The 24,619-nt window shown below is 64.3% G+C and carries 22 protein-coding genes; 8 read left to right on the top strand and 14 right to left on the bottom strand.

Annotation, left to right across the window (positions count from 1 at the left end; translation table 11 throughout):
* The 4 genes from MAXJ12_RS26835 to MAXJ12_RS26820 form a co-directional block, all read right to left on the bottom strand.
* Positions 1–596 (bottom strand): biotin/lipoyl-containing protein (locus MAXJ12_RS26835; protein ID WP_008839249.1); only part of this gene is annotated, 596 nt, incomplete at its 3' end.
* A gap of 2 nt (positions 597–598) precedes the next feature.
* Positions 599–1,597, bottom strand: a complete 999-nt coding sequence (locus MAXJ12_RS26830; RefSeq protein WP_008839248.1) for an alpha-ketoacid dehydrogenase subunit beta — start codon at positions 1,595–1,597, stop codon at positions 599–601.
* Positions 1,598–2,632 (bottom strand): thiamine pyrophosphate-dependent dehydrogenase E1 component subunit alpha, encoded by a 1,035-nt coding sequence (locus tag MAXJ12_RS26825; protein ID WP_008839247.1) that lies wholly within the window; start codon positions 2,630–2,632, stop codon positions 1,598–1,600.
* A 2-nt stretch (positions 2,633–2,634) separates the two neighbouring features.
* The gene (locus MAXJ12_RS26820; protein ID WP_008839246.1) at positions 2,635–3,963 is read right to left on the bottom strand and encodes an NAD(P)H-dependent oxidoreductase; all 1,329 of its coding nucleotides are present in this window, start codon (positions 3,961–3,963) and stop codon (positions 2,635–2,637) included.
* 147 nt (positions 3,964–4,110) lie between these two features.
* Between MAXJ12_RS26820 and MAXJ12_RS26815 the strand changes: the two genes are divergently transcribed.
* Positions 4,111–4,686 (top strand): DUF1349 domain-containing protein, encoded by a 576-nt coding sequence (locus MAXJ12_RS26815; protein WP_008839245.1) that lies wholly within the window; start codon positions 4,111–4,113, stop codon positions 4,684–4,686.
* A gap of 1 nt (position 4,687) precedes the next feature.
* On the opposite strand, the gene MAXJ12_RS26810 is transcribed toward MAXJ12_RS26815, so the two are convergent.
* Entirely contained in the window at positions 4,688–5,707 is a 1,020-nt protein-coding gene (locus tag MAXJ12_RS26810) for a LacI family DNA-binding transcriptional regulator (RefSeq protein WP_040588287.1), read from the bottom strand.
* A 215-nt stretch (positions 5,708–5,922) separates the two neighbouring features.
* Here MAXJ12_RS26810 and MAXJ12_RS26805 point away from each other — a divergent pair, with 215 nt between their 5' ends.
* From MAXJ12_RS26805 to MAXJ12_RS26795, 3 genes are read left to right on the top strand one after another with little or no spacing between them, the layout of a single operon-like run.
* Positions 5,923–7,509, top strand: a complete 1,587-nt coding sequence (locus MAXJ12_RS26805; RefSeq protein ID WP_008839243.1) for a sugar ABC transporter ATP-binding protein — start codon at positions 5,923–5,925, stop codon at positions 7,507–7,509.
* Positions 7,506–8,834 (top strand): ABC transporter permease, encoded by a 1,329-nt coding sequence (locus MAXJ12_RS26800; protein WP_008839242.1) that lies wholly within the window; start codon positions 7,506–7,508, stop codon positions 8,832–8,834. The genes MAXJ12_RS26805 and MAXJ12_RS26800 overlap by 4 nt, the downstream gene beginning before the upstream one ends.
* On the top strand, positions 8,821–9,789 hold the full coding sequence (locus MAXJ12_RS26795) for a substrate-binding domain-containing protein (protein ID WP_008839241.1): 969 nt from the start codon (positions 8,821–8,823) through the stop codon (positions 9,787–9,789). Before MAXJ12_RS26800 ends, MAXJ12_RS26795 begins: the two co-directional genes overlap by 14 nt.
* A 65-nt stretch (positions 9,790–9,854) precedes the next feature.
* On the opposite strand, the gene MAXJ12_RS26790 is transcribed toward MAXJ12_RS26795, so the two are convergent.
* The 6 genes from MAXJ12_RS26790 to MAXJ12_RS26765 form a co-directional block, all read right to left on the bottom strand.
* Entirely contained in the window at positions 9,855–10,799 is a 945-nt protein-coding gene (locus MAXJ12_RS26790; RefSeq protein WP_008839240.1) for an alpha/beta hydrolase, read from the bottom strand.
* Positions 10,800–10,821: 22 nt separating this feature from the next.
* The gene (locus MAXJ12_RS26785; protein ID WP_040588277.1) at positions 10,822–12,459 is read right to left on the bottom strand and encodes an ABC transporter substrate-binding protein; all 1,638 of its coding nucleotides are present in this window, start codon (positions 12,457–12,459) and stop codon (positions 10,822–10,824) included.
* A 152-nt stretch (positions 12,460–12,611) separates the two neighbouring features.
* Positions 12,612–13,292 (bottom strand): isochorismatase family protein, encoded by a 681-nt coding sequence (locus tag MAXJ12_RS26780; RefSeq protein ID WP_040588276.1) that lies wholly within the window; start codon positions 13,290–13,292, stop codon positions 12,612–12,614.
* Positions 13,292–14,596, bottom strand: coding sequence for a M24 family metallopeptidase (locus MAXJ12_RS26775; RefSeq protein WP_008839237.1), 1,305 nt, complete (start codon positions 14,594–14,596; stop codon positions 13,292–13,294). Before MAXJ12_RS26775 ends, MAXJ12_RS26780 begins: the two co-directional genes overlap by 1 nt.
* Positions 14,597–14,700: 104 nt before the next feature.
* Positions 14,701–15,705, bottom strand: coding sequence for a GlxA family transcriptional regulator (locus MAXJ12_RS26770; protein WP_008839236.1), 1,005 nt, complete (start codon positions 15,703–15,705; stop codon positions 14,701–14,703).
* A 103-nt stretch (positions 15,706–15,808) separates the two neighbouring features.
* On the bottom strand, positions 15,809–18,493 hold the full coding sequence (locus MAXJ12_RS26765; protein ID WP_040588264.1) for a nitrate reductase: 2,685 nt from the start codon (positions 18,491–18,493) through the stop codon (positions 15,809–15,811).
* A gap of 63 nt (positions 18,494–18,556) precedes the next feature.
* On the opposite strand from MAXJ12_RS26765, the gene MAXJ12_RS26760 reads away from it, so the two are divergent.
* Together MAXJ12_RS26760 and MAXJ12_RS26755 are read left to right on the top strand one after the other, a co-directional pair.
* Positions 18,557–18,757, top strand: a complete 201-nt coding sequence (locus MAXJ12_RS26760) for a type II toxin-antitoxin system HicA family toxin (protein ID WP_008839234.1) — start codon at positions 18,557–18,559, stop codon at positions 18,755–18,757.
* Entirely contained in the window at positions 18,757–19,155 is a 399-nt protein-coding gene (locus MAXJ12_RS26755; protein ID WP_008839233.1) for a type II toxin-antitoxin system HicB family antitoxin, read from the top strand. The genes MAXJ12_RS26760 and MAXJ12_RS26755 overlap by 1 nt, the downstream gene beginning before the upstream one ends.
* 17 nt (positions 19,156–19,172) lie before the next feature.
* On the opposite strand, the gene nirD is transcribed toward MAXJ12_RS26755, so the two are convergent.
* From nirD to MAXJ12_RS26740, 3 genes are read right to left on the bottom strand one after another with little or no spacing between them, the layout of a single operon-like run.
* Complete coding sequence (nirD, locus tag MAXJ12_RS26750; protein ID WP_008839232.1) at positions 19,173–19,499, bottom strand: nitrite reductase small subunit NirD; 327 nt, start codon at positions 19,497–19,499, stop codon at positions 19,173–19,175.
* A gap of 5 nt (positions 19,500–19,504) precedes the next feature.
* A complete protein-coding gene (gene nirB / locus MAXJ12_RS26745) occupies positions 19,505–21,955 on the bottom strand; it encodes a nitrite reductase large subunit NirB (protein ID WP_008839231.1) in 2,451 nt (816 codons plus the stop codon).
* 16 nt (positions 21,956–21,971) lie between these two features.
* A complete protein-coding gene (locus tag MAXJ12_RS26740) occupies positions 21,972–23,267 on the bottom strand; it encodes an MFS transporter (RefSeq protein ID WP_040588262.1) in 1,296 nt (431 codons plus the stop codon).
* Positions 23,268–23,707: 440 nt separating this feature from the next.
* Here MAXJ12_RS26740 and MAXJ12_RS26735 point away from each other — a divergent pair, with 440 nt between their 5' ends.
* Together MAXJ12_RS26735 and MAXJ12_RS26730 are read left to right on the top strand one after the other, a co-directional pair.
* Entirely contained in the window at positions 23,708–24,139 is a 432-nt protein-coding gene (locus MAXJ12_RS26735) for an antitoxin Xre-like helix-turn-helix domain-containing protein (RefSeq protein ID WP_008839228.1), read from the top strand.
* Positions 24,136–24,618, top strand: coding sequence for an RES family NAD+ phosphorylase (locus MAXJ12_RS26730; protein ID WP_008839227.1), 483 nt, complete (start codon positions 24,136–24,138; stop codon positions 24,616–24,618). Before MAXJ12_RS26735 ends, MAXJ12_RS26730 begins: the two co-directional genes overlap by 4 nt.
* Position 24,619: the final 1 nt, after the last annotated feature.

Genomic DNA, 24,619 nt, shown 5'->3' with positions numbered 1-24,619 from the left:
GCCCGCCCTGCCGCAGCCGCCTTCTCCACATCGGCCCTCACCACGCGCCCATACGGGCCAGAGCCGGCCACCGCTGCAATATCGAGCCCCGCTTGCCGCGCAAGACGGCGGGCGAGCGGCGTGGCGCGGACATCTCCGCTGCCAATCTCCCTCCTTGTGGAGGAGATGCCCGTCCCTCGATCAGCGCTCGGGAGGGCAGAGGGGGGCAACGTGGAGCGCCTCTCTTTTATGATGTTATTTTGAGAAGCCGGCGGGACAGCGCCCCCCTCTATCGCCTTCGGCGACATCTCCCCCACAAGGGGGGAGACTCGAGCCTTGTTCTGCGTGGCCGCGTGATCAACAGCCGTCTCATCCTCCCCCGCCTCATAAATCCACGCCACAGCCTCGCCGACCGGGATGTCCACGCCTTCCCGGCCGGTGATGTCGCGGATCGTGCCGCTGGCCGGCGCGTCGATCTCCATCGCCGCCTTGTCGGTCTCGATCTCGAAGAGCACGTCGCCCTTCCTGACCGCCGCACCCTCCTCGACGAACCAGCGCGAGATCTGGCCGGTCGCCATGTCCATGTCGACCTTGGGCAGGATCACCTCGACCGGCATTTTCAGCGCGTTCCCTTCACCAGGCCGCGCGCGGCCGCGATGATGTCGGGGATTTGAGGCACCGTCGCCTTTTCCAGTTCGGGATTGTAGGGGATCGGCGTTTCCGCGCCGCCCAGCCGCACGATCGGCGCATCGAGATAGTCGAACGCCTCGCTCTCCGCGATCATCGCGCTGACTTCGGCGCCGATGCCCAGCGTCTTGACCGCCTCGTAAACGCAAAGCAGCCGCGAGGTCTTTTTGACGCTGTCGATGATCGTCTGCTTGTCCATCGGTCGGATGGTCCTGAGATCGACCACCTCGACGTCGATGCCTTCCGCCTCCAGCGTTTCCGCGGCTTCCAGTGCCTTGTGCACCATGATCGAAGTGGCGACGATGGTCAGGTCGCGGCCCTCGCGTCGGATCTCCGCCTTGCCAATCGGCACGGTGTAATGCCCTTCCGGCACCGGACCCTTCATCTTGTAGAGCAGTTTGTGCTCGAAGATCATCACCGGATCGGGATCTTCGATCGCCGCCAGCAGCATGCCCTTGGCGTCGTGCGGCGTCGCCGGCTGGATCACCTTCAGGCCGGGCACATGGCCGAGCCAGGCTTCCAGGCTCTGGCTGTGCTGGGCGGCAGCGCCCGTGCCGGAACCGGCGGGAAAGCGCATCACCAGGGGTACCGAAACCTCGCCGCCCAGCATGAAGCGCATCTTTGCAGCCTGATTGACGATCTGCTCCATGGCGAGCGTGGCGAAATCGGAGAACTGGAACTCGAAGATCGGCCGCATGCCGGTCATCGCCGCGCCGACCGCGACGCCGGCGCCGCCGAGTTCGGAGATCGGCGTGTCCATCACCCGCTCGGCGCCGAAGCGCTCGACCAGATCGCCGGTGACCTGAAACGCACCGCCATAGACTCCGATATCCTCGCCCATCAGGAACACACGCTCGTCGACTTCCATGGCGAGCGCCATGGCCTCCTGGATTGCCTGCGCGTAGCTCAGTTCGCGAACCATCGCGTCCATTTACGCCGGCTCCGTATAGACGTAGTTCTCCAGATCGCGGATGTCCGGCGACGGGCTGTCCTTTGCAAACTGAATGCCCTCGGCGATCTCCCGGGCGGCCGCCTGGCGGATGGCTTCGACGCCCGTCCGGTCGATAATGCCGAACTCCTGCAACTCGTTCTCCAACAGCGTGATCGGATCGCGATTGGACATCCAGTCCTCGATCTCCTCCTTGGTGCGATAGCGGTTGCGGTCGCTCTTGGAGTGGCCGCGGTGGCGATAGGTCTTGGATTCGATCAGCGTCGGCCCCTCGCCTGCCCGCGCCCGCGCCACCGCGCGGTGCGATGCTTCCGCGACTTCGGAGAAGATGTTGCCGTTGACGACCACGCCGGGCATCGAATAGGCGGCCGCACGCTCGGCGATGTTCTTCACCGCCGTCGACCGCTCGGTCGAGGTCGACATGCCGTAGCCATTGTTCTCGCAGACGAAAATGACCGGCAGCTTCCAGATCGAGGCCATGTTCAGCGCCTCGTGGAAAGCGCCTTCATTGTTGGCGCCGTCGCCGAAGAACGAAACCACCACCTTGCCGGTCTTCATCTTCTTGGCCGAGAGCGCGGCCCCGACCGCGATCGGAATGCCGCCGGCGACGATGCCGTTGGCGCCGAGATTACCCTTGGCGACGTCGGCAATGTGCATCGAGCCGCCGCGCCCCTTGCAGTAGCCGGTCGTCTTGCCGAAGAACTCGGCGAACATCTTCTTCACCTCGGCCCCCTTGGCGATGCAGTGGCCATGGCCTCGGTGGGTGGACGTGATCTGGTCATGTTCGGCGAGCGGCATGCAGACGCCCATGGCGCTGGCTTCCTGCCCGATCGACAGGTGCATGGTGCCGTGGATCAGGCCGCGCGTGTAGCACTCCTCCGCGCCTTCCTCGAAGCGGCGGATGAGGTACATCTTGTGCAGCACCTGACGCAGTTGCTCCGGGCTGTACTCGCGGTAGATGAAGGGCAGATTGGCGTGCGCCGCCGCTTCCGGCTGGGCTCGCTTCGGAGCAGCCATGCTCAGGCCTCCACGCCGCCGTAGACGAGTTTATCCTGGCGCGCCCGCAACTCGGCGATCTTCGATCCAGGCGCCGGCGCGGCATTGGCGTAGGTGAGAAGCTCGCCCTTCCTGATCGGGGCCGTGACCGAACCGCCCTGGAGCAGGCCGCAGGGAACGGCCTTCGCGGCATGCGCATCCGGTGCGGTCATGATCCAGGCGCGGTAGCAATATTCGCCGATCGCATCGAGCTTTTCGCCGGGCTGCATGTCCTTCTTGGCGACGGCGCAGACCTCGGCCACAGGCTTTGCCAGCGGCACCATGTCGGCCTTGCCGTAGAGCACGACGCGGGCGCAGGTCAGCGGCACTTCCAGCGAGGTCAGGTGATAGGGCCTATGGAAGGTGAAGTACGGGCCTTTGCCCATCTTCAGATCCTCCATGCGCTCCGAAATTCTGGGATGCGACATGTCGGCGACCACGAAGACGCCGGGCGCGACGCCCTTGCCGATCGTGTAATCGACGACGCCGAGCCGGGAAAGCACGCCGCCATCCTTCTCAGGCACCAGCACCTTGTTCAGTTCGCCGAGCGTCGCGGAAGGGCCGTGCATGCCGGCCTTGTCGGGCACGAGCCCGGTGGCATTGGCGATCGCCGCCATTTCGACCATGGTCTTCGAGCCGTCGACGAACTCGACCAGCATGCGCACATTCATGTTGCGGCGGGCGGCCTCCTCCTCATAGTCCGGAGGCGTGGCGTCGATGTTGAGCGGATTGTTCTTGCCCTTGCCGGCCGCGACGATCGGGTGGCCCATGGCCGAAACGAACTCGATCAGCTCCATGCAGGAGGAAGGCTCGTCGCCGGCGCCCAGCGAATAGGTTACGCCGAGGCGGTCGGCCTCGCTTTTCAGATACGCGCCGATGGTGACGTCCGCCTCTACATTCATCATCACCAGATGCTTGCCGCGCTCCATGGCGCGCAGCCCGATCTCGGCGCCGACGGCGGGAACGCCGGTCGCGTCGATCACCACGTCGATGAGATCGTTGCTGAGGATCAGGTCGGCGTCGTTGGTGACCGCGATCTTGCCGGTCTCCATGGCGGCGGTCATGGCCGATGCATTGGACACCTCGCGCGAATGCCCTGCCTCGCGGAAGGCGATGTCGACCGCCTTGCTGGCCGCCGGAATGTTCAGTTCGGAGATGGCGCCGACCTCGATGCCGGACATATGCGCCACGCGGGTGACGATATCGGTGCCCATCTCGCCCGAGCCGATCAGCCCGATGCGGATCGGCTTGCCCGATTTGCCCCGCGCCTCGAGATCGCGGGCAAGCCCCGTCAATGCAACATTGGAAGCCATCCCGATACTCCTCCTGATACTCGGCTAGGTGATGCGAGGGTTAATGAACATATGTATTCCTGTCAATACCAATGTCCAGAACTCCCGGATGTGGACGGCGCGCAAACGCGCCGCTATGGAGTCGACATTAGCGACAGGAACTCCGCCATGCACGAAGCGTTTCACTGGCTCAACGAGCCGTCCGTCTGGAGCGGCGATGCGAAGGCGCTTGAGCTGCGCACCGACGCCGAAACGGATTTCTGGCGCGAAACGTTCTACGGCTTCATCCGCGACAATGGACACGCCTTCATCCGCCAGGTGTCCGGCGATTTCACCGCCGCCGCTGTCGTGACCGGCGACTATCAGGTGCTCTACGACCAGGCCGGGCTTTACCTCCGCGCCGACGAAAAGCACTGGATCAAGGCCGGCATCGAATACACCGACGGCATGATGCATTTCAGCGTGGTCGTGACGAACGGCGTGTCGGACTGGTCAGTGCTTCCCCTGCCCGACGCCAAACCGAGCGACGAGATCGCGATGCGGCTGACCCGCCATGGCGATGCGGTCCGGGTGCAGTTCTCGGTCAACGGAGCCGCATGGCAGATGGCGCGGCTTTGCCCGTTCCGGGCAGGCGAGGCCGAGATCGGCGTAATGGCCTGCTCGCCGCAGCGGGAAGGTTTTCGCGCGACCTTTCGCGATCTGACGATCGGGCCGCCGATCGCCCGCGAACTGCATGCGGATTGAGCTAAGCAGTCGCTCCCTGAAGCAGCGACGCATGCGGACGGCATGAGTTGCGGATCATCAGCCGTCCCTGCAGCACCAGACGGCGCGGCTCGTCCTCGATCCTGCCGGCGAGACGGTCGAGGATGAGTTGGGCGGTCTGTTCGCCGATCGCCCGCACCGGCTGGGCGACCGCGGTCAATTGCGGCCGGAACACATCTGCCCAGGGAAAGTCGTCGAAGCAGACGACCGAGACATCCTCCGGGCAGGAGAGCCCGATGTCACGGATCGCCTTCATGACGCCAATGACCATCAGATTGTTGGCCGAAAATATCGCCGAGGGACGATCGGGCTGGGTCAACAGTTGCATTGAAGCGTTGTACGCGTCGGCTTCGCGGAAATTGCCGAACCGAACCAGTGTTTCGTCGAACGGCACGCCGCTCGCTTCCAGCGCGCGGTGATAGCCCTCCAGCCGGTCACGGCCGGTGGAGGTATCGAGCGATCCGGAAACATAGCCGATGCGTCGATGCCCGAGCTGCAGCATGTAGGTGGTGGCGTCGAACACGGCGCGCTGGTTGTCCAGAATCACGGCATCGGCTTCGACCCCGTCGCAGATGCGGTCGATCAGCACGATAGGCACTTTCGTACCGCCCAGTATCCGCTTCAGATTGGCGTCGTCTCCGGCCGGCGCAATGATCAGCCCGTCCACCATGCGGTCGAGCAGAAGCTGGATCTGCTCGTCCTGCATTTCCATGTCCTCGTCGTTGCTGCACAGCATGACGGCGTAGCCGGCGCGGTGCAGCACCTCCTGAAGGACCGCGACGACATCGGTGAAGAAGGGGTTGGTGATGTCGGCGACTGTCAGGCCGATGGTGCGGGTCTTGCCCATCTTGAGGCTGCGGGCGATCGCGTTGCGCTTGTAGCCGATGTCGCGGATCGCGGCTTCGATCCTGGCGGTAAGCTCGGGACTGACGATCGCCGTCCCGTTGATGACGGCCGAGACCGTCGCCACCGACACCCGCGCCGCCTCGGCCACGTGAAGCATCGTCGGCGCGGTCGATCGGCGGGGCCTGGTTCGGTTGCTGTCCGTCATTTCGAAACGTTTTGATGAACCCTGGATCACCGATTACGAGAATTTTGGGCAATCCGCAACATAATTACCCAACTCATCCGCAGGCCGCGCCCTCGACAGCTTGACTCATCCGAAACGTTTAGATTAGCTTTCGGAAAACTTGACGACGTCGGAAAGGGAGGCCGCCATTGTCATTCAATGACGATTCCGCCGTCCAGATCGATGCAGACCGCGCAAACCTTTCGCCTGTCCTGACGGCCAGCGGAATATCCAAGAGTTTCGGCGGCGTCGCAGCCCTGCGCGATGTCCACCTGGAGCTGAAGGCCGGCGAAATCCATGCGCTGATGGGCGAAAACGGCGCCGGCAAGTCGACGCTGATGAAGATCCTTTCCGGCGTCCACACCGACTATGAAGGCACGGTCAGGGTCGACGGCGAGACGGTGCATTTCGGCAGCGTGCGCGACGCCGAAGCAGCCGGCATCGCCATCATTCACCAGGAGCTCAATCTGGTTCCCGAACTCAGCGTCTCCGACAACATCTTTCTGGGCCGTGAGCGTTTGATCGCCGGCCTGATCGTCGATCGCAAGGCCAGCACCCGCGCCGCCCGGGCGCTGCTGCAAAGGCTTGGCATCGATCTCGACCCAGAGGCGCGCATCGCTTCGCTGCGCGTCGGCGAGCAGCAGCTCGTCGAGATCGCCAAGGCGCTGTCGCTCGACGCTCGCATCCTGATCATGGACGAGCCGACATCGGCGCTGTCGCCGGCCGAGTGCCGACGGCTGTTCGGCATCATCCGGCAGCTTGCCGCCGACGGCGTCGCCATCGTCTACATTTCGCACCGCATCGACGAAGTCATGCATCTGGCCGACCGCGTCACGGTCTTCCGTGACGGGCGACATGTGCTCACCGGCGAGATGAGCGGTCTCACCGAAGACGCCATCATCGCCGCCATGGTCGGGCGCAGCCTGCTCGACGCGGTCCATGACGAGCGCGTCGCAGACGACAGGATCGTCATGGCGGTCCGCAACCTTTCGCTTTCCGTCCCGCAGCGGCATGGCTGGCGGCAGGTTCTGGAAGGCGTCAGCTTCGATCTGCACGCCGGAGAAATCCTCGGCATTGGCGGCCTTCTAGGCTCGGGCCGCACCGAAATACTGGAGACGATCTTCGGCTCGGCCGAAGGCCAGTCCGGCGGCGAGATCCGGCTCGACGGGCTGGCGGTCGAAATCCGTTCGCCGCGGGATGCGCGCCGGCTCGGCATCGCGCTGGTGACCGAGGATCGCAAGTCGCAGGGGCTGCATCTGCAGGCCTCCATCACCGACAATGTCGCTTTGCCGCTGGTCGGCGCGCTGGCGCGTTTCGGCATCCGCTCCTTTGCCGGCGAGGCGCAGATCGCCGAGCACGCGGTCGAGACGCTGGGCGTGCGCTGCAGCGGCATCGAACAGCCCGCCGGGACGCTGTCGGGCGGCAATCAGCAGAAGGTCGTGATAGGCAAGTGGCTCGCCACCCGGCCGCGCGTTCTGTTGCTTGACGAGCCGACGCGCGGCATCGATGTCGGCGCCAAACGCGAAATCTACGATCTCGTCTTCCGGCTGGCGCGCGAGGGCATCGCCATCGTGGTCATCAGTTCCGAACTTCCCGAACTCCTGCTCCTTGCCGACCGCATTCTCGTGATGTCGGAAGGCCGCCAGAGCGGCATGCTTGCCCGCTCCGAGGCGACCGAAGAGCGCATCATGCAGCTTGCCGCTCCGCGCAGCAGCCGCGCAAAGGCGGTCGCATGAGCGCAGCACTGAAACTTCTCTCCCGCACAAAGCTCTATTGGGGGCTGATCGCGATCTTCCTGATCGGTGTCTTGTCCTCGCCGATCACGTCCAAGGGCAACAATATCTTCCTGTCCTACGGCAATCTGCTCGACGTGCTGCGCCAGGTGTCGACTACCGGCCTGATCGCCACCGGCATGACAGCGGTCATCATCACCGGCGGCATCGACCTCTCGGTCGGCTCGCTAATGGCGATCGCCAGCGTGGTCTGCGCCATGCTCCTGACCATGCCCGGCTATACGCCGGCCGCCCTCATGGGCGTGCCGACAGTGGCATTGGTCGCGCTCATCATCGGCGTCGCAGTCACTCGTTTCGTCTTCCTGAACCTCGAAAAGCAGCGCGCGGGCAGCGATCCGACTCGCGATGTAAAGCTCGACGCCATGCGCGGCGCCATCATGCCCGGCGTGGTTGGCCTGGTTCTCTGCAGCCTGGCGCTGTGGTTCCTGCTGCCGCAGGTGCAGACCAAGTTCGGGGTGCTCGGCGTGCTGCTTGTCGCGCCATGCGTCGGCATGCTGTTCGGCGCCATCAACGGCTTCGTCATCGTCGCCGGGCGGCTGCAGCCCTTCATCGTGACGCTGGCCATGATGGTGACGGCGCTGGGCGTCGCCCGCCTCACCGCCGGCCAGAACAATGCGGTGCTGCCCGTCTATACCGGTTCCAATGCCGTCGCCGAGTTCGACATCCTGCGCTCGCTGGTGTTCGGCATCATCCCGATGCCCGGCCTGTTCTTCATCGCGGCGATCGTCATCTACGGCGCGGTGCTGCGCTTCACGCCGTTCGGCCGCTATGTCTATGCCATCGGCGGAAATGAAGAGGCAGCGCGGCTTTCCGGCATCGATGCCGGCCGCGTCAAGATCGTCACCTACGCCATATCCGGCCTGCTCGCCGGCATCGCCGCCGTGCTCTATGTGGCGCAGTACCGCCAGGGCAAGCCGGACGCCGGCGCCGGGCTGGAACTCGACGCCATCGCAGCCGTCGTTATCGGCGGCACCAGCCTCATGGGCGGGCGGGGACGATTGGCAGGCACGCTGGTCGGCGTGCTGATCTTCGGCCTGCTGTCGAATCTCTTGCAACTCCACAACATCAATTCGAACCTTCAGCTTGTGCTGAAGGGGCTGATCATCGTCGGGGCGGTGCTCATACAGGAGCGCAACGCCGCTGACCTTTTCGCCTATCTGCGCCTGCCGGTCCGCCGATCGGCGCACAAGCAAACGTCCGCCAACGAGCGGCCGTCGGAAGAGACAATGTCTCGAAACATCGGAGGAAACGCTAATGAAACGCCGTGAATTCATAAGGCTCGCCGCTTTCGCGGCAGCACTCGCCGCAACCACCGCATTCCTGCCTGGCGGGGACGCCATCGCCCAAGACAAGAAGTGGACGATCGGCTTCAGCCAGGCGACGACGATCGAACCCTGGCGCGCCCAGTTCAACAAGGACATCATCGCCGAAGCGGCCAAGCACCCGGAAGTCGAGTTGATCGTCACCGACGGCGAGGACAAGACCGAGAAGCAGGTCGCCGACGTCGAGAACCTCATCCGGCAAGAAGTCGACGCGCTGCTCGTATCGCCGAAGGAATCGGCCGGTCTCACCGGCGTCGTGCAGCAGGCGATCGACGCGAAAATCCCGGTCTTCGTGCTCGACCGCAACGTCGAGACCGACCAGTACACGCAGTTCGTCGGGGGCGACAACAAGCTGATCGGCCGTGCGGCCGGCGAATACGCCGTCGAACTCCTCGGCGGCCCCGGCAAGGCGGAAGGCACCATCGTCGAGATCTGGGGCGGCATGGGCACCCAGCCGGCGCATGACCGCCATGACGGCTTCCATGAATTCACCGACAAGGAGCCCGGCATCAAGCACCTGCTCGACCAGCAGTCCGGCGACTGGAAGCAGGACGAGGCCTACAACATCATGGCGACCGCGCTGCGCAATCATGAGGAGATCGACATCGTCTACGGCCACAACGATCCGATGGCCTACGGCGCCTATCTCGCGGCCAAGGATGTCGGGCGCGAAAAGGATATAAAATTCATCGGCATCGACGCGCTGCCGGGCGAAGGCGTGACCTGGGTGAAGAACGGCGAACTGACCGCCACCTTCCTCTACGCGACTCCAGGCGCGGAAGGCCTGCGCCAGGCCATCAAGCACCTGAACGGCGAGAAGGTCGAAAAGACTATCACGCTGCCTACCGAGAAGGTGACCGCGGAAAACGCCGAGGCGGTCCTCAAGGAAAAAGGCATGTAATAGATGACTGCCGGGCGGCGAAGTTCGCCGCCCGGTTCATTTATTAGGACGGACAAACATCCCGCTCAGTACCGCCACTCGCCCCTGCCGAGCGCCGCGACCGCCTCGACGATGCGCGCAAAGCTCGCACCCGCCCGGCTCGCCATATGTCTGGCGCGGAGGTAGCCGTGGATGAGGCCCTGCTCTTCCAGCCAATGCGCCCTGCCCCCGGCCGCCAGTACCCGATCGCGATAGCTCTCGCCGTCGGATGACAACGGGTCGCATTCGGCGGCGAAAATGACCGTCGGCGGCAGATCGGAAAAGTCGGAAGCGGCAAGCGGCCTATAGCGCGGGTCCGTGGAAACATCCGCGCCGCCGGTGCGGACATCGTGATAGAACTCGACGTCGCTCGTGGTCAGCAGCGGCGCTTCGGCGTGGGTCACGTAGGAGCCCTTGGCCATGTCGCCGCCGAGGCCGGGATAGATCAGCACCTGACCCGCCGGCGCGCGGACATGGCCGCGCACATGATGCGCGAGACAGGCGGCGAGATTGCCGCCGGCCGACTCGCCCGCAAGCACGATCGGCTGGCGATAGGTGGCGGCCGCCCACTCGAAGGCGGCCACCGCATCGTCGAAAGCCGCCGTGCCGGTGTGCTCGGGCGCGAGCCGGTAATCGACCGAAACCACCGTATATCCGGTCCCCGCGCAAAGCTCGGCGCAGATGTCGTCGTGGCTCTCCAGCCCGCCGAGGATAAAGCCGCCGCCATGGAAGTAGAGGACCATGGCGGCAGCGTCGGGCGCTGCGCTTCGGTAGATACGGATCGGAATGCAGTGCGTCGGCGTGATGATCGCTGTCGTTTCCGTGCCCACGCTCTCCGGACGGCCGGCGTGAAAGGCGCGGCTCATCCGGTCGTAGACCTCGCGGTTCTTGCCGATCGGCCAGTCGATGGCTTCGGGCGGATAGAACCCGTTGATGCGGTCGATGAACGCCCAGATCTCTGCGTCGAGTAGCTTCCGGTAATCGGGCGCCATCGGGTTTTCGCGCGCGATTGGACTACGTCTCCAGCCAGACCTTTTCAAAATGCTGCTCAAGCGCCTGATGCTGCTCCACCCCGTGCACGCCTTCCCGGTAGGTGCGATAGACCGAGCGCCAGTAAGGCTGGATGATCACGCCCGAATCCCGCAGGATCGTCTCGATCCTGGCCATGATTTCGCGGCGGGCCTCGGCGTCCGGCGTGGCCAGCGCCTTGTCGAGCAGCGTGTCGAATTCCTTGTCGGAAAAGCCGCTTTCGTTCCACGCTCCGCCGGATTTGTAGGCCAGCGACAGCACCTGGACGCCAAGCGGGCGGCCGAGCCATTCGGTGCAGGAAAATGGATATTTGTTCCAGTCGTTCCAGAAGGTCGATGCCGGCAGCACCGTGCGCTTCACCTTCAGGCCGGCTTCGCGCATCTGCGCCGCGATCACGTCCGCGGCCGATTTCTGCCATTCGACGTCGACCGAGATAAGATCGTACTCATGCTCGGCCTTGCCCGCCTCGCCGATCAGCTTCTTGGCCTCGTCGACATTGCGCACATGCGGCCCGATATCGGCGTATTCGGCGTGCATCGGCCCGACATGATGGTTTTCGGCCACCGTGCCGCGTCCGTCGAGGGCGATCGCCAGCACTGCGCCGTTGTCGACGGCCAGTTGCGCTGCCCGCCTCACCTTGACGTCGTCATAGGGCGCATTGGTCACGTTGAAGCGCGCAACGATGGTGGAGCCTGTGGCGATCTCCGAACTCGCAAGGCCCAGCGCTTCGGCCTGTGACAGCGTGTCGGCGGAGGTTTCGTGGTTGGTGTCGATCTCGGCCGATTCGAAGGCGGAGAACATCGGGTTGGGGTCGGAACCGTAGTCGATCCACTGGATGCCATCGAGAGCGAAGTCGCCCTTCCACCATTTGTCCTTGCGGCGGACCTCGGCTATCGTTTCCGTCTCCCAGCGCACCAGTTCGCACGGGCCCGTCGTGATGGCCAGCGCCTGCATCGGATCGCTGCCGCCGTCATAGCTGCGGTGCATGATCAGGGCCGGATAGTCGGCCATGCCGGCAATCAGCGAGACATCCGCCTGCGGCAGCGTGAGCCGGACGGTGTGGTCGTCGACGCGCTCGATCGCGCCATCGACGGCTTTCTTCGTATTCGGATCGACCAGCGAACCCATTCGCCCGGCGACAGAATTTCCTTCCGCCGACGCGTCGCACCAGCGCGTGAGATTGTGGATGACGTCGTCGGCATTGAACGCATCGCCGTTCGACCAGGTGATGCCTTGCCGCACGTTGAGGGTCAGAACCTTGGCGTCGTCGCTGGTTTCCCAGCTTTCCAGCAGCCAGGGCTCGAAGGTGAAATCGCGGTTCCAGCGCACGAGGTACTCGTTGCACTGGCGGGCGACGTTCGACATTTCGACGCCGTCGAAGGTGCGCGGGTCGCGCCAGCTCTTTACGTGCATCGCTACGCGCAGCACGCCGCCCTTCTTGGGCTCCTGCGCGCTGGCCGGGGTCGGCGCGAGACCGCCGAGCGAAAGCGCGCCGGCGGCGCTGACGCCGAGCGCGGCCATGGTCGCGAGATATTCGCGCCGGTTCATCCGGCCCTTCTTGAAGCCGTCGGCAACCGGCTCTGCCTTCGGATGCAGGGATCTGTTCGTCAACATCAGCTTGATCATTGGTATCTCCCGCTCGCGGCTCCAGTTCCCAATGCCGCCACGGAATGATAGGTCGGGTCTCAAGCGAGATATGTTCCTTCTCCCGCAAATCTCGTGCGGGATTCCGCAGGGGTGTTTTGGAAAACAGGCCGGTGGATCAGCCGGCTCGCTTAAAGCCCGCGATAAAGCTCCGCCGCATTCTCGAAGGTGTAACGCAGCGGCACCGAGCCCTGGATCTGCCAGGCGTCGATGGTTTCGCCGGCCATCAGCCGGCAGGCGCCGTCCGTATCCACCACCGCGCCGCCGTAGAGCCGGTTGGCCAGGTTGAGGATTGCGGTCTGATGGATGGCGGCCGAACCGCTGCCGCAGGCATCCTTGACCAGCGCGACACGGAAGCCGAGATCGACAGCGTCCTTGACGGTCACCGCGATGCACGCCTCAGTCCACACGCCGGCGATATACAGCCATTCAATGCCGCGCGCCTTGAGCAGCAGGTTGATCTCGCCCTGCGAAAAGCTGCTGGCGTCAGTCTTGATCAGAACGATCTCGTCACCGGCGGGCCCTACTTCCGGGCAGATCGCCGACAGCGGGTCGTTGACGTCGCTGAACGCGGACTTGCCGTCGGGCATGATCGGGTGAAATGGCCTTTGCGCGTGCGCCGTGTCGACCACATAGGCGGAATGGTAGATCGGGATTGCCGCCTGCCGAGCCGCCGTCTGGAGCCGCCCGATATTGACGAGCACTTGATCGAAGCCTTCGACCAGATAGCGGCTGTCCTGCCGGTGTTCTTCCTGCAGATCGACGCACAGCAAAGCCGCCGTCTCCGGCATCACCGAAAGCGTTCTCTTCATCATGCATGCCCGTCCAGGAATTCGTCTTCATAGGGGAAGCGCGACAGGAGTTCGGTGCCGGTGTCGGTGATCAGCACCTCGTCCTCGAGCTTGACGCCCTCGCGCCCGCCCTTCTCGCCGATATAGCTTTCGATGCTGACCACCATGCCGGGCACGAGATGCCCGTCGCGGCCATAGGTGTCGTAGTCCATCGCATGCGCGATGAACGGCGTCTCGCCATGCATGCCGACCCCGTGCATCACCGACGTGTAGCGCTGCTCGACGAAGCGTTCCGGGATCTTCCACGCCTTTTCCGCGATTTCGCGAAAGGCCATGCCCGGCTTGATGATGCCGATATTGTGCTGCACCTGCTCATGCGCCATGCGGTAGAGCGATTTCTGGTAGTCGGTCGGCCTTCCCGGTCCGCAGCGGAAGGTGCGGGAGAAATCCGAATAGTAGCCGTAGCAGCCGATCGTGTCGGTATCGAGCGCGACCAGTTCGCCGGGCCTGAGCTTGCGGCCGCTCGCCTCGTTGAACCAGGGATTGGTGCGCTGGCCGGAGGTCAACAGGCGCGTCTCGATGAACTCGCCACCCTGCCGGATCACCTCGTGGTACATGATCGCGAAGAGATCATTCTCGGAAACTCCGGGCTTGATCGCCTCGCGCACGGCGGCGACGGCCGCTTCCGCGCCTGCCATGGATACCTGCAGGCATTTTATTTCCTCGGGCGTCTTCACCGCCCTCACCGCCAGGATCTCGCCTTGGCAGTCCTTCACCTCGCAGCCGCGCTTTTCTAGCGCCAGCGCCTGCAGATGGCTGCAGCGATCTAGGCCGAGCTTCATCGAGCCGCCGCCATGGGTTTTCAGGAGATCGGTGATCTCGTCGGCAAACGGACCCGCGGTCTCGTCGTCGCGGCCTGACACGGACGACCAGACCAGCTTCGACGGCCGCGCCTCGTCGATCGTGTCGAGCACCATGGAGACATGGTAGCTCTGCGGATATTCGAAGAGCACGATAGGCCCTTCGGTCGGGATGAAGAAATACCGCGTCGAATTGCGCAGGAAATAGCCGAACATGTTGCGCGAGCCGGTGGCGTAGCGCTGGTTATAAGGATCGAACAGCACGACCCCGCCGTAGCCTGCCTCCCGCATCCAGTCGCGCAGCTTCTTCAGCCGGCCCTTGCGCAGCGCATCCGCGTCGATGAAGGACGGCTCGGTGTCGGACAGCCACATGCCGCCCGCCGGATCGGCGGCGGCCGGGTGGCGCATGCGGTCGGCGAAATCGACATCGTCGACGCTGTCGGGATCGAAAACAACAATGCTCATGGCTACCTCCGTTTGAGCGGAAGATGGACTATCGTCGTCCCTTCCGATGTTCACAAAACCGCAGAATCCATGCTGGATTCCGTGACCAAGCCGGCCAGCGCGGGCTATTTCGCCGGGGCTCGGCGTCGCCGAGCATGATTGGGCGCGTAGCCATATTGTTCCTTGAAGGCCCGCGAAAAACTCGACGCGTTCGAGAAGCCGCAGGAAAGCGCGACTTCGCCAATCCGAAGCGTCGAGTGGGCGAGCAGATCCGCGGCGCGCCTGAGCCGAAGGCTGCGGTAGTAGGCGCTCGGAACGGTATCGAGTTCCAGCTGAAAGGCGCGTTCGAGCTTGTCCGGCGAAACGCCGAGCCGGCGGGCGAGATCCGACATTCCGAGGCGGTCCTCCACCGCGTCCTCCATGATGGCCACGGCCGACAGCACCAGTTCGTCGCGGATGCCGGTCCTGAGGCGCAGCGGCATCATCCGCCGGTCGACGCTCGATCGCAGCGGGCTGTGCACGTACCATTCGGCGACGCCCGCCGCGAGTTCCGCGCCGTAATCCCTGGCGATCAGCTCCAGCATCATGTCGAGGCTGCCGACGCCGCCGGCCGAGGTGAAGCGACGCCGGTCGATGACATAGAGGTCGCGCCGCATGTCGAGGTCGGGAAAGGCTTCCCTGAAGGCGGGCTGGCTGGTCCAGTGCAGCGTGCAGGAATGGCCGTCGAGCAGGCCCGCCCTGGCGAGGAAGAAAGCAGCGTCCGCTACCGCCCCGATCTGCGCGCCAGCCCGCAGGCTTCGCCTGATCCAGACCAGCGCCTCCTCGGCAACGAGATGATCGGCATCGCCGCCCGAGCACACGACTACGCGGTCGACCACCGGCGCGGTGCGGACCGAGTGGTCGGGCTCGATGGCGACGCCGTTGGATGCAAAAACCTTATCGCAGCTCAGGCCGACAGTGATCCAGGAATAGCACTTCCTGCCGGCGAGCGTATTGGCCGCCCGCAGCGGCTCGATGACGGAGCTGAACGCCATCAGCGGAAAGCCGGGAAAAACGAGAACGGCATAGCTGACCCCTGCATCCTTCGCGGGGGCATTGTCGATCTTCGCGATTGCCTGGCCTTGCGCCATGTGTCCGGTGAGGCTGGGTTACTTCCGGGCGCGATACTTCCTCCCGCCGGAGGCAAACGTCAACGCGCCATTCCGTCGGTATGGGTCGGTTTTGCGTTGTTGGCTACTCGGCGGCCTGGACGCGGCCCGCATTGACGATCGCCCGGATTTCGGCACGGCATGAGCCGCAATTGGTTCCCGCCCTTGTGGCGTTGCCTACGTCCTCGACACTGGCGCAGCCGGCGGCGACGGCGGCTGCGATCTGGTTCGCCCCAACGGAAAAACAGGAGCAGACCATCGCGCCCGCATCGGGCCTGTCGGCCCCGGCGCGTCCGGCGACGATCCGGAAGCGGCTTCGTTGCCCGGCATGGGTTTCGCCGAGCTGGTCGGCGGCCCAGCCGCGCGAGACTGCCACCGGCCCCGGCGCCGCGAACAGCGCGCCGGCAAGCCTGTCGCCATCGAATGCGGCTATGCGGTGCTGTCCGGCGTCGCTGTCGTGATAGGCGAGAAGTTCCGCTTCCTCATTCGCGCCGAACAGCTTTTGCGCGAATGCGGCCCAGTCGGTCTTCTCCCCGGCAAAGGCCAGTTCGACACGCCATCCATGCCGGCATCTGGCCAGCGCCCAGTAGTCGGCGTCGATCCAGACCGGGCGTTGTCGCATGACCGCGAAGCCGAACGCCCGCGCCGCAAATTTTTCGATCCGGACCGCCGCATGCTTCAGAGCCGGCTGGCCGGAAACCGCGTCGGTAAGCGGCGCGACAAGGGCATCAATGCGGCCCCTGGACGAAAATCTGTCGGTCCAGTGCATCGGCGCGAACACGCTGCCCTGGCGCTGGCGAGCGGTCAGCAGCGCTCGGACCAGCACTTCGCCGCGGGCGGACGACACACGCACGATATCGGCGTCGCCAATGCCGCAGCGGGCAGCGTCGGCCGGATGAATTTCGACGAAAGGCTCGGCCAGATGCTGCGACAGGCGCGGGCTCTGGCCGGTCCTGGTCATGGTGTGCCAATGATCGCGCACCCGACCGGTGTTGAGGATCATCGGATAGTCGGCGGCGGCGGCGGTTTCGCCGGCCGGGCGGACGGCGACGAAGCGCGCCTTGCGGTCGGGCGTGTAAAAGCCGCCATTGGCGAAGAAGCGGACGTTACTGACGTTCCCTTCTCCCCGTTCACGGGGAGAAGGTGGCAGCGCAACCGCCGGCCACTGAAACGGCTCCAACTCCTCGTAAGCGCTAGCATCGACGCCGGCATGCGCGCCGATGTCGAAATCCCTCTCACCCCCATTCTCGAAGCCCGAGAGCGCGGCATGCTCGGCGAATATCTCGGCCGGCGACGCGTGGGAAAACGCCTCGGCAAACCCCATCCGCCTGCCGACCTCGGCGATGATCCACCAGTCCGGCCGCGCCTCGCCGGGCATGGGCAGGAAAGGCCGCTGCCGCGAGATGCGGCGCTCGGAATTGGTCACCGTGCCGTCCTTCTCGCCCCAGGCGGCGGCCGGCAGTTTTACGTGAGCATGGCGGATGGTGTCGCCCTCGGCTGAGACATCCGAGATGACGACGAACGGGCAGGCCTTGATCGCCGCCTCGACCGCATCGGCGTCCGGCATCGAATCCACCGGATTGGTGGCCATGATCCACAGCGCCTTGATGCGCCCGTCGGCCACGGCGCGGAGCATGTCGACAGCTTTCAGCCCCGGCTTCTCCGCGACGGCCGGCGCATTCCAGAACCGCCGCACGCGGTCGCGGTGGAGAGGGTTTTCGATCTCCATATGCGCGGCGAGCATATTGGCGAGCCCGCCGACCTCGCGGCCGCCCATGGCATTGGGCTGGCCCGTGACCGAGAACGGCCCTGCCCCCGGCTCCCCGATACGGCCGGTCGCCAGATGGGAGTTGATGATGGCGTTGACCTTGTCGGTGCCCGACGCCGACTGGTTGACGCCCTGGCTGTACACCGTCACCGTTTTTGGCGTCTCGGCGAAAAGCGTAAAGAAGCGCAGAAGCGTCTCCTCGTCGAGTCCGGTCCGGCGTGCGATCTCCGCCATTCCCAGCGCCGACGCAGCGGCCAGCGCCGCCTCGAAGCCGGTGGTGTGAGCCTCGATATAGGCTCGGTCGAGCACATCCCGTTCGGCGAGGAAGGCGAGCAGCCCCGAAAACAGTGCGACATCGCCGTCCGGCGCGATCGCGAGATGCAGGTCCGCGATATCGGCAGTCATCGTCCGGCGCGGATCGACCAGCACGATCTTCATGCCCGGCCGCTTCTCCTTCGCCGCCGCGATGCGCTGGTAGAGCACCGGATGGCACCAGGCGAGATTGGAGCCGACCAGCACGACCAGATCGGCGAGTTCCAGATCCTCGTAGGTTCCGGGCACGGTGTCCGAACCGAAGGCGCGGCGGTGGCCGGCAACCGACGAGGCCATGCAGAGCCGGGAGTTGGTATCGATATTGGCCGAGCCGATGAAGCCTTTCATCAGCTTGTTGGCGACGTAGTAATCCTCGGTCAGCAGCTGGCCGGAGACATAGAAGGCGACCGAATCCGGACCGTGCTCGGCTATGGTGCTTGTGAAGGTCGAGGCGACGAGGTCGAGCGCCTCGTCCCAGCCAGCGCGCCGGCCGCCGATTTCCGGGTGAAGCAGCCGCTCCTCCAATCCGAGCGTTTCGGCGAGCGCCGAACCCTTGGAGCAGAGCCGGCCGAAATTCGCCGGATGGTCGGCGTCGCCGCGGACGCTCACCTCGCCGTCCGCGGCGACCTTCGCCAGCACGCCGCAACCCACCCCGCAATAGGGGCAGGTGGTCCTCACCTCGGCTGACATAGCCGCCCCACTTGAATGGAGAGACGAGGATGCGTATTTATATGTGCATCAGAGGGGACGCGGATGGAGCGCAACAGTAGGCGGATCATCCAGCGCCTTAAGGCTGAAGGCTTTGAGCAGATCAGCGTGTCGGGTTCACACCACAAGTTCAGGAAAGGGAACCGGACCGTGATTGTGCCCCATCCGAAGAAAGACCTTCCGGCAGGAACCGCCCGCAACATTGCCCGCGCCGCCGGATGGCTCGAACAGGAGAACAACGACTGATGCGCGCCTACTTCGCGATTGTGCACAAAGAACCGAATAGCGCCTTCGGCATATCCTTTCCGGACTTGCCGGGCGTGTTCTCCGCCTCGGATGAGGAAGAGGACATCATCGCGAATGCGATGGAGGCTCTGCAGCTTTTCGGCGAAGATTCGAACCTTCCGGAGCCGTCGCCGGTCGAGCGGATCGTTGCCCGCCAGGACATCCGCGACGACCTCGCGGCGGGTGCCTTCCTCATTCGCGTACCCTTCGTCGACAATGATGCGCGCGTCGTGCGCGCGAACGTCACCTTCGAAGCGGGCGTCCTGCGCGCGATCGACGAAACCGCGCAGCGCCGTGGCCTGACGCGCTCTGCATTTCTTGCCAGTTGCGCCCGCAGGGAGATCGAAGCGGCGGGTTGAAAAGCCGAGCCAGTTCATCATTCCGCTGCCAGCGCCATCGCCAGCAAAATCAAGACGCGGCCGTCCTCGACCCTCACCGGGATCGTCTTCACCGCGCCCTCGTCCGCCCCGAGCGCCTTGCCTGTCTCAAGCGAGATCACCCAATTGTGCAGCGGGCAGGTCACCGCCGCGCCGTGCACGATGCCCTGGCTGAGCGGCCCGCCCTTGTGCGGGCAATGGTCCTCGATGGCGAAGACCTGGTCCTCGGCCGTACGGAAGACGGCGATCTTTCCCTGCGGCGTCGCCACGCAACGTGCGCCGCGCTGCGGAATGTCGGTGATCGAGCCGATCGCAATCCAGTTCACGCCGTTCACTCCGCCGCCTCCGCAAATCCTACAGTCGCCATCGGCCGGAACTCGTGCTTGTCCTTGCCGGAGGCGCGCTCCGTCCAGGGATCGACCTGTGCGAATTTCTGGCTGAAGACAAAGCGCTCGTAATAGCTGCTGCGCTTTTCCGCATCATCCATGATCTGGCGCTTGACCTCAGGAATGCCGACGCGCTTGGCCCACTTATATATACGTTCGAGGTAGCGGCCCTGCTCCCGATACATCTGGACGAGCGCCACGATGACCTCCAGCGCCTCGTCCTCAGTCTTCACCAGCCCCAGCACCTCGGTGCCCTTGATGTCGAGGCCGGCCGCGCCCGCGAAGTGGATCTCGAAACCGGAATCCACGCAGATCACGCCGACATCCTTGCAGGTCGCCTCGGCGCAGTTTCGCGGACAGCCGGACACTGCCATCTTCACCTTGGCAGGCGTCCATGAGCCCCACATGAATTTTTCGATGCGTATGCCGAGGCCAGTCGAATCCTGCGTGCCGAAGCGGCACCAGTCCGAACCGACGCAGGTTTTTACCGTGCGCAATCCCTTGGCGTAGGCGTGGCCCGACACGAAGCCTGCCTTGCCGAGATCGGCCCACACCGCCGGCAGATCCTCCTTGCGGATGCCCAGCATGTCGATGCGCTGGCCGCCGGTCACCTTCACCATCGGGATCTCGAACCTGTCAACCACGTCGGCGATGGCGCGCAACTCCTTCGAGGACGTCACGCCGCCCCACATGCGCGGCACCACCGAATAGGTGCCGTCCTTCTGGATATTGGCGTGGACGCGCTCGTTGATGAAGCGCGACTGGTAGTCGTCGGCATATTCATCCGGCCAGTCGGCCACGAGGTAGTAGTTCAGCGCCGGCCGGCATTTGGCGCAGCCGCAGGAGGTCTTCCATTCCAGTTCCTGCATGACGGCGGGAATGGTCTTCAGGCCCTTCGCCTTGATCAGCCGGCGGACATCGTCGTGGCCGAGCGTGGTGCAGCCGCACATGGGCTGAACCGCGGCAGGGTTGTAGCTGTCGCCCAGCGTCAGCGACATCAACTGTTCGACGAGGCCGGTGCACGAGCCACAGGAGGCCGAGGCCTTGGTGTGCGACCGGACATCGTCGAGCGAGGTCAGTCCCTTGGCAGTGATCGCGCCGGTGATCGTTCCCTTGCATACGCCGTTGCAGCCGCAGATTTCAGCATCATCCGGCAAGGCTGCAACGGCCGCCATAGGGTCCAGGGGGGCTCCTCCCTGATAGGCCTGGCCGAAAATGAGCGTGTCGCGCATCTCCGATATGTCGGTCTGCTTCTTCTTCAGGTCGTTGAACCACGCCCCGTCGGCCGTCTCGCCATAGAGCACTGTGCCGATAATGCGGTCGTCCTTGAGCACCAGGCGCTTGTAGACGCCGGCGGAGGCGTCGCGCAGCACGATCTCCTGGCGGTCGTCGCCGTCGGCGAAGTCGCCGAGCGAGAAAAGTTCGATGCCGGTCACCTTGAGCTTCGTTGGCGTGTCGTTGTGCACGAAGGCCGCGCTTTCGTCTCCGACAAGATGCGATGCCGCCACCCGCGCCATTTCGTAGAGCGGCGCGACAAGGCCGTAGACCTGGCCGCCCACTTCGGCGCATTCGCCGAGCGCGAAAATGTCGGGATCGGAGGTGCGCATGCCGGCATCGACGACGATGCCGCGATTGACCGTCACGCCGGCATCCTTCGCCAGCGTCGCATTCGGCCGGATGCCGACCGCCATCACCACCAGGCTGGCGGGCACAATCGTGCCGTCGGCCAGTTCCACGCCTTCCACCCTGCCGTTGCCGACAATCGCCTTGGTGTTGGCCTTGGTCATGACCTTGATGCCGCGCGCCTCGACGGCGCGCTGCAGGAGATAGCCGGCGGCCGGATCGAGTTGCCGCTCCATCAGCGTCGGCATCACGTGGAGCACGGTAACGTCCATGCCGCGCTCGCCGAGGCCGGCGGCCGCCTCGAGACCGAGCAGGCCGCCGCCTATAACCACCGCCTTTGCCCGCGACTGCGCCGCAAGCAGCATGGCCTGCACGTCGTCGAGATCGCGATAGGTCAGCACGCCAGGCAAATCGTTGCCGGGAACCGGGATGATGAAGGGTACCGATCCGGTGGCGATCACCAGCCTGTCGTAAGGCTCGACCACGCCGTGATCGGAGGTCACGGTTTTCGCCGTGCGGTCGATCGCTACGATCTTGTGGCCCTTGTAGAGGGTGATGCCGTTCTTGATGTACCAGCCGTCGCCATGGATGATGATTTCCTCATAATCCTTCTCGCCGGAGAGCACCGGCGACAGCATGATGCGGTCGTAATTGACCCTCGGCTCCGCGTTGAAGATGGTGATGGAATAGCGGTCGGGCGCCTTCTCCAGCAGATGCTCGAGCATCCTGCCCGGAGCCATGCCGTTGCCGATGATGACGAGTTTTTCTGTCATGACGGTTGCCTTCCCTTCACTGCGCGGCAAAGGCGAGTTGGTCGGCGTCACCCGCCTTGCGCTCCATCCTGCGGATGGCGAAATGCATCCAGGCAAGCGACACCACGACCAGCACGAAGAGCAGCATGAAGCAGCTGGTCCAGAGCCCGGTCAGGTCATTGAGCATTCCGAAGAGGATCGGCAGGATGAAACCGCCGAGCCCGCCGATCATGCCGACCAGGCCACCCACCGCGCCGACATTCTGCGGGTAGTAGACCGGAATGTGCTTGTAGACCGCGGCCTTGCCGAGGCTCATGAAGAAGCCGAGCACGAAGATCACGGCGATGAAGGCGACAGGTCCGATGGCGAGATGAAAGCCCATCCGACCGTCTATGCCGTACACGACATAGTCGGTCGGCGGCAGCGACAGGATCAGCGTGGCGATCGCCGAGACCCCGAACGTCCAGTACATGATGGTGCGCGCGCCGACGCGGTCCGACAGCACGCCGCCATAGGCCCGGAAGATCGACGCCGGCACCGAATAGGCCGCGCCGATCATGCCGGCGGTAGCGATGCCGAAGCCGTAGACGCCGATCAGATAGCGCGGCAGCCAGAGCGCCAGCGCCACGAACGCGCCGAAGGCGAAGAAATAGTAGAGGGCGAAGCGCCAGACGCGAACGTCCTTTAGCGGCGCGAATTCGTCGCGTAGGCTCCTTGCCTTCGCGCGGCCGGCGCGGCGCTCGCGGATGACCGGATCGTCGCCGGTGGTGAACCAGAACACCAGAGCCATGACGACAAGCGCGACCGACCAGAGCAGCGCGACGGATTGCCAACCCCAGGCGAGCAGGGCGAAGGGCGCGATGAACTTGGTCACCGCGGCCCCGACATTGCCGACGCCGAAAATGCCAAGCGCCGTGCCCTGCTTTTCCGCGGGAAAGAAGCGCGACACGTAAGCAACGCCGACCGCGAACGACCCGCCTGCGAGCCCGACGCCGAGCGCGGCGACCAGCATCTGTGCATAGGTTTGCGCGAAGGCCAGCAGGAAGGTGGCGATCGCGGCCGCCAGCATGGTCGCCGTATAGACCAGGCGGCCGCCATAGCGGTCGGTCCAGATGCCGAGCGCCACCCGGACAAGCGATCCGGTCAGGATCGGCATGCCGACCAGCAGCCCGAACTGCGTTTCGCTCAGGCCGAGTTCGTCCTTGATGCGTACCCCGATGATGGAAAAGATCGTCCACACGGCAAAGCAGACGGTGAAGGCGATGGTCGACATGGCCAGCGCCCTGCCCGGAGCGTTGTCCTGGCTTGGCGCGGCTAGAGAAGTTGCGGTCATTGTCGGCTCCTTGAACGGCGTGGGAGGCGCCGCGCTGGGTTTGGATCAAAAACAAAAAGCTGCCGGCCAGGCCGTCGCCTCCGTACATCCGGGAGTGCGATTTCCTGATCGGCAGCTTTGCCTGTGACGCCCGCCATTGGACGTCTATTCCGTGGCCTTGTAGGCCTGCGAAAAGAGAAGCAGGAACCGTGCCAGTTTCGCCCATGTGTAAATTTCACATGGAAAACAATTAGTTGCAGAGAAATGGCGTGATCCGACGATTGCAGGTAGATGAAGTATCGGCCATTCCGCCATTTAAGTCCGCCCATTTGTTGTGCACTGCACAAGTATGCGGCGACTACGAACGACTGTGGATCGGCTCCAATGGACGGCCATCTTTCTCGCTTGCAGCCGCAACCACATGAGACTATGTTATGCCTCAAACGAGGCTGGAGAAGATGATGACGGCTTTTGCCAATGTCGCCGATGTGCTCGGCCTGCCGCCAAAGGATACGGCGGCTCGGTCGCCTTTCGGCCTGATCTCCCAGATCGAGCATGGCCTCCCCGTCGAAGCGCTCGAGCGTGTCGCGCATCTGCTGGCTCCCGGGAATGCCCAGTTCAAGTACCGCCTGGTCCCGAAGGCCACTTTCGAGCGGCGGAAGGGCTCGCGCCGCCTGTCGTCAGACGAGGGAACACGTCTGGCGCGTCTGGCAAGGGTTTGGAGCCTTGCACTGGCGGTGTGGAAAGACGCGGACGACGCTCGTGAATTCCTGTTCAGGCCGCACCCGATGATCGAGGACAGACGTCCGATTGACGTGATTATCCAGAGCGAGTTCGGCGCAGAAATGGTCGTCGACATCCTCCATGGCCTGAAATACGGCAGCGCTGCGTGACGTCCCAAATCCTCGATCGCACGCTCTCGTGCTTTCGCATCGGGGATCCAGACGGGACGTATCCCATTTTCGATGCAACGGGCTCGACTATTGCGCCCGGGCGCTGGAACACGACAGGGACGCCGGTCGTCTACACCAGCGAACATTATTCGACAGCCCTGCTCGAAAAACTGGTGCATGGCAGCGGCCGGCTCCCGCCGAACCAGCACTTCATCAAGATCACCATCCCACGCGGGTCGAGCTATGAGGTCTTCTCTCCGCACGCCCTTCCCGGTTGGGACCGGATGCCACCCACCGTCAGCAAGGATTTCGGCGAACGCTGGTGTCTGGAGAAGAGGAGCCTGATCCTCTTTGTGCCGAGCGTCGTCGCCCGACCCGAAAGCAATATCCTGATCAACCCATCGCATCCTGAATTTTCACTTGTAGAGCCCGGGCTGCACCAACCGGTCTTTTGGGATCGCCGGCTGTTCGGGTCGTGAG

It is taken from the genome of Mesorhizobium alhagi CCNWXJ12-2, from assembly GCF_000236565.1.
Classification (GTDB): Bacteria; Pseudomonadota; Alphaproteobacteria; order Rhizobiales; family Rhizobiaceae; genus Allomesorhizobium; species Allomesorhizobium alhagi.
Note: the sequence above shows the minus strand (reverse complement) of the source record. Positions and strands in the feature narration are given on the sequence as shown.

Coding starts and splice junctions, on each gene's coding strand:
- MAXJ12_RS26790 (WP_008839240.1), bottom strand. CDS start 10,799: ATGGCGCCCGATTACCGGAAGCTACTCGACGCAGAGATCTGGGCGTTC.
- MAXJ12_RS26795 (WP_008839241.1), top strand. CDS start 8,821: ATGAAACGCCGTGAATTCATAAGGCTCGCCGCTTTCGCGGCAGCACTC.
- MAXJ12_RS26770 (WP_008839236.1), bottom strand. CDS start 15,705: ATGGCGCAAGGCCAGGCAATCGCGAAGATCGACAATGCCCCCGCGAAG.
- MAXJ12_RS26780 (WP_040588276.1), bottom strand. CDS start 13,292: ATGAAGAGAACGCTTTCGGTGATGCCGGAGACGGCGGCTTTGCTGTGC.
- MAXJ12_RS26775 (WP_008839237.1), bottom strand. CDS start 14,596: ATGAGCATTGTTGTTTTCGATCCCGACAGCGTCGACGATGTCGATTTC.
- MAXJ12_RS26810 (WP_040588287.1), bottom strand. CDS start 5,707: ATGCTTCACGTGGCCGAGGCGGCGCGGGTGTCGGTGGCGACGGTCTCG.
- MAXJ12_RS26820 (WP_008839246.1), bottom strand. CDS start 3,963: ATGGCTTCCAATGTTGCATTGACGGGGCTTGCCCGCGATCTCGAGGCG.
- MAXJ12_RS26735 (WP_008839228.1), top strand. CDS start 23,708: ATGACGGCTTTTGCCAATGTCGCCGATGTGCTCGGCCTGCCGCCAAAG.
- MAXJ12_RS26825 (WP_008839247.1), bottom strand. CDS start 2,632: ATGGCTGCTCCGAAGCGAGCCCAGCCGGAAGCGGCGGCGCACGCCAAT.
- MAXJ12_RS26830 (WP_008839248.1), bottom strand. CDS start 1,597: ATGGACGCGATGGTTCGCGAACTGAGCTACGCGCAGGCAATCCAGGAG.
- MAXJ12_RS26815 (WP_008839245.1), top strand. CDS start 4,111: ATGCACGAAGCGTTTCACTGGCTCAACGAGCCGTCCGTCTGGAGCGGC.
- MAXJ12_RS26740 (WP_040588262.1), bottom strand. CDS start 23,267: ATGACCGCAACTTCTCTAGCCGCGCCAAGCCAGGACAACGCTCCGGGC.
- MAXJ12_RS26755 (WP_008839233.1), top strand. CDS start 18,757: ATGCGCGCCTACTTCGCGATTGTGCACAAAGAACCGAATAGCGCCTTC.
- nirB (WP_008839231.1), bottom strand. CDS start 21,955: ATGACAGAAAAACTCGTCATCATCGGCAACGGCATGGCTCCGGGCAGG.
- MAXJ12_RS26800 (WP_008839242.1), top strand. CDS start 7,506: ATGAGCGCAGCACTGAAACTTCTCTCCCGCACAAAGCTCTATTGGGGG.
- MAXJ12_RS26760 (WP_008839234.1), top strand. CDS start 18,557: ATGGAGCGCAACAGTAGGCGGATCATCCAGCGCCTTAAGGCTGAAGGC.
- MAXJ12_RS26765 (WP_040588264.1), bottom strand. CDS start 18,493: ATGTCAGCCGAGGTGAGGACCACCTGCCCCTATTGCGGGGTGGGTTGC.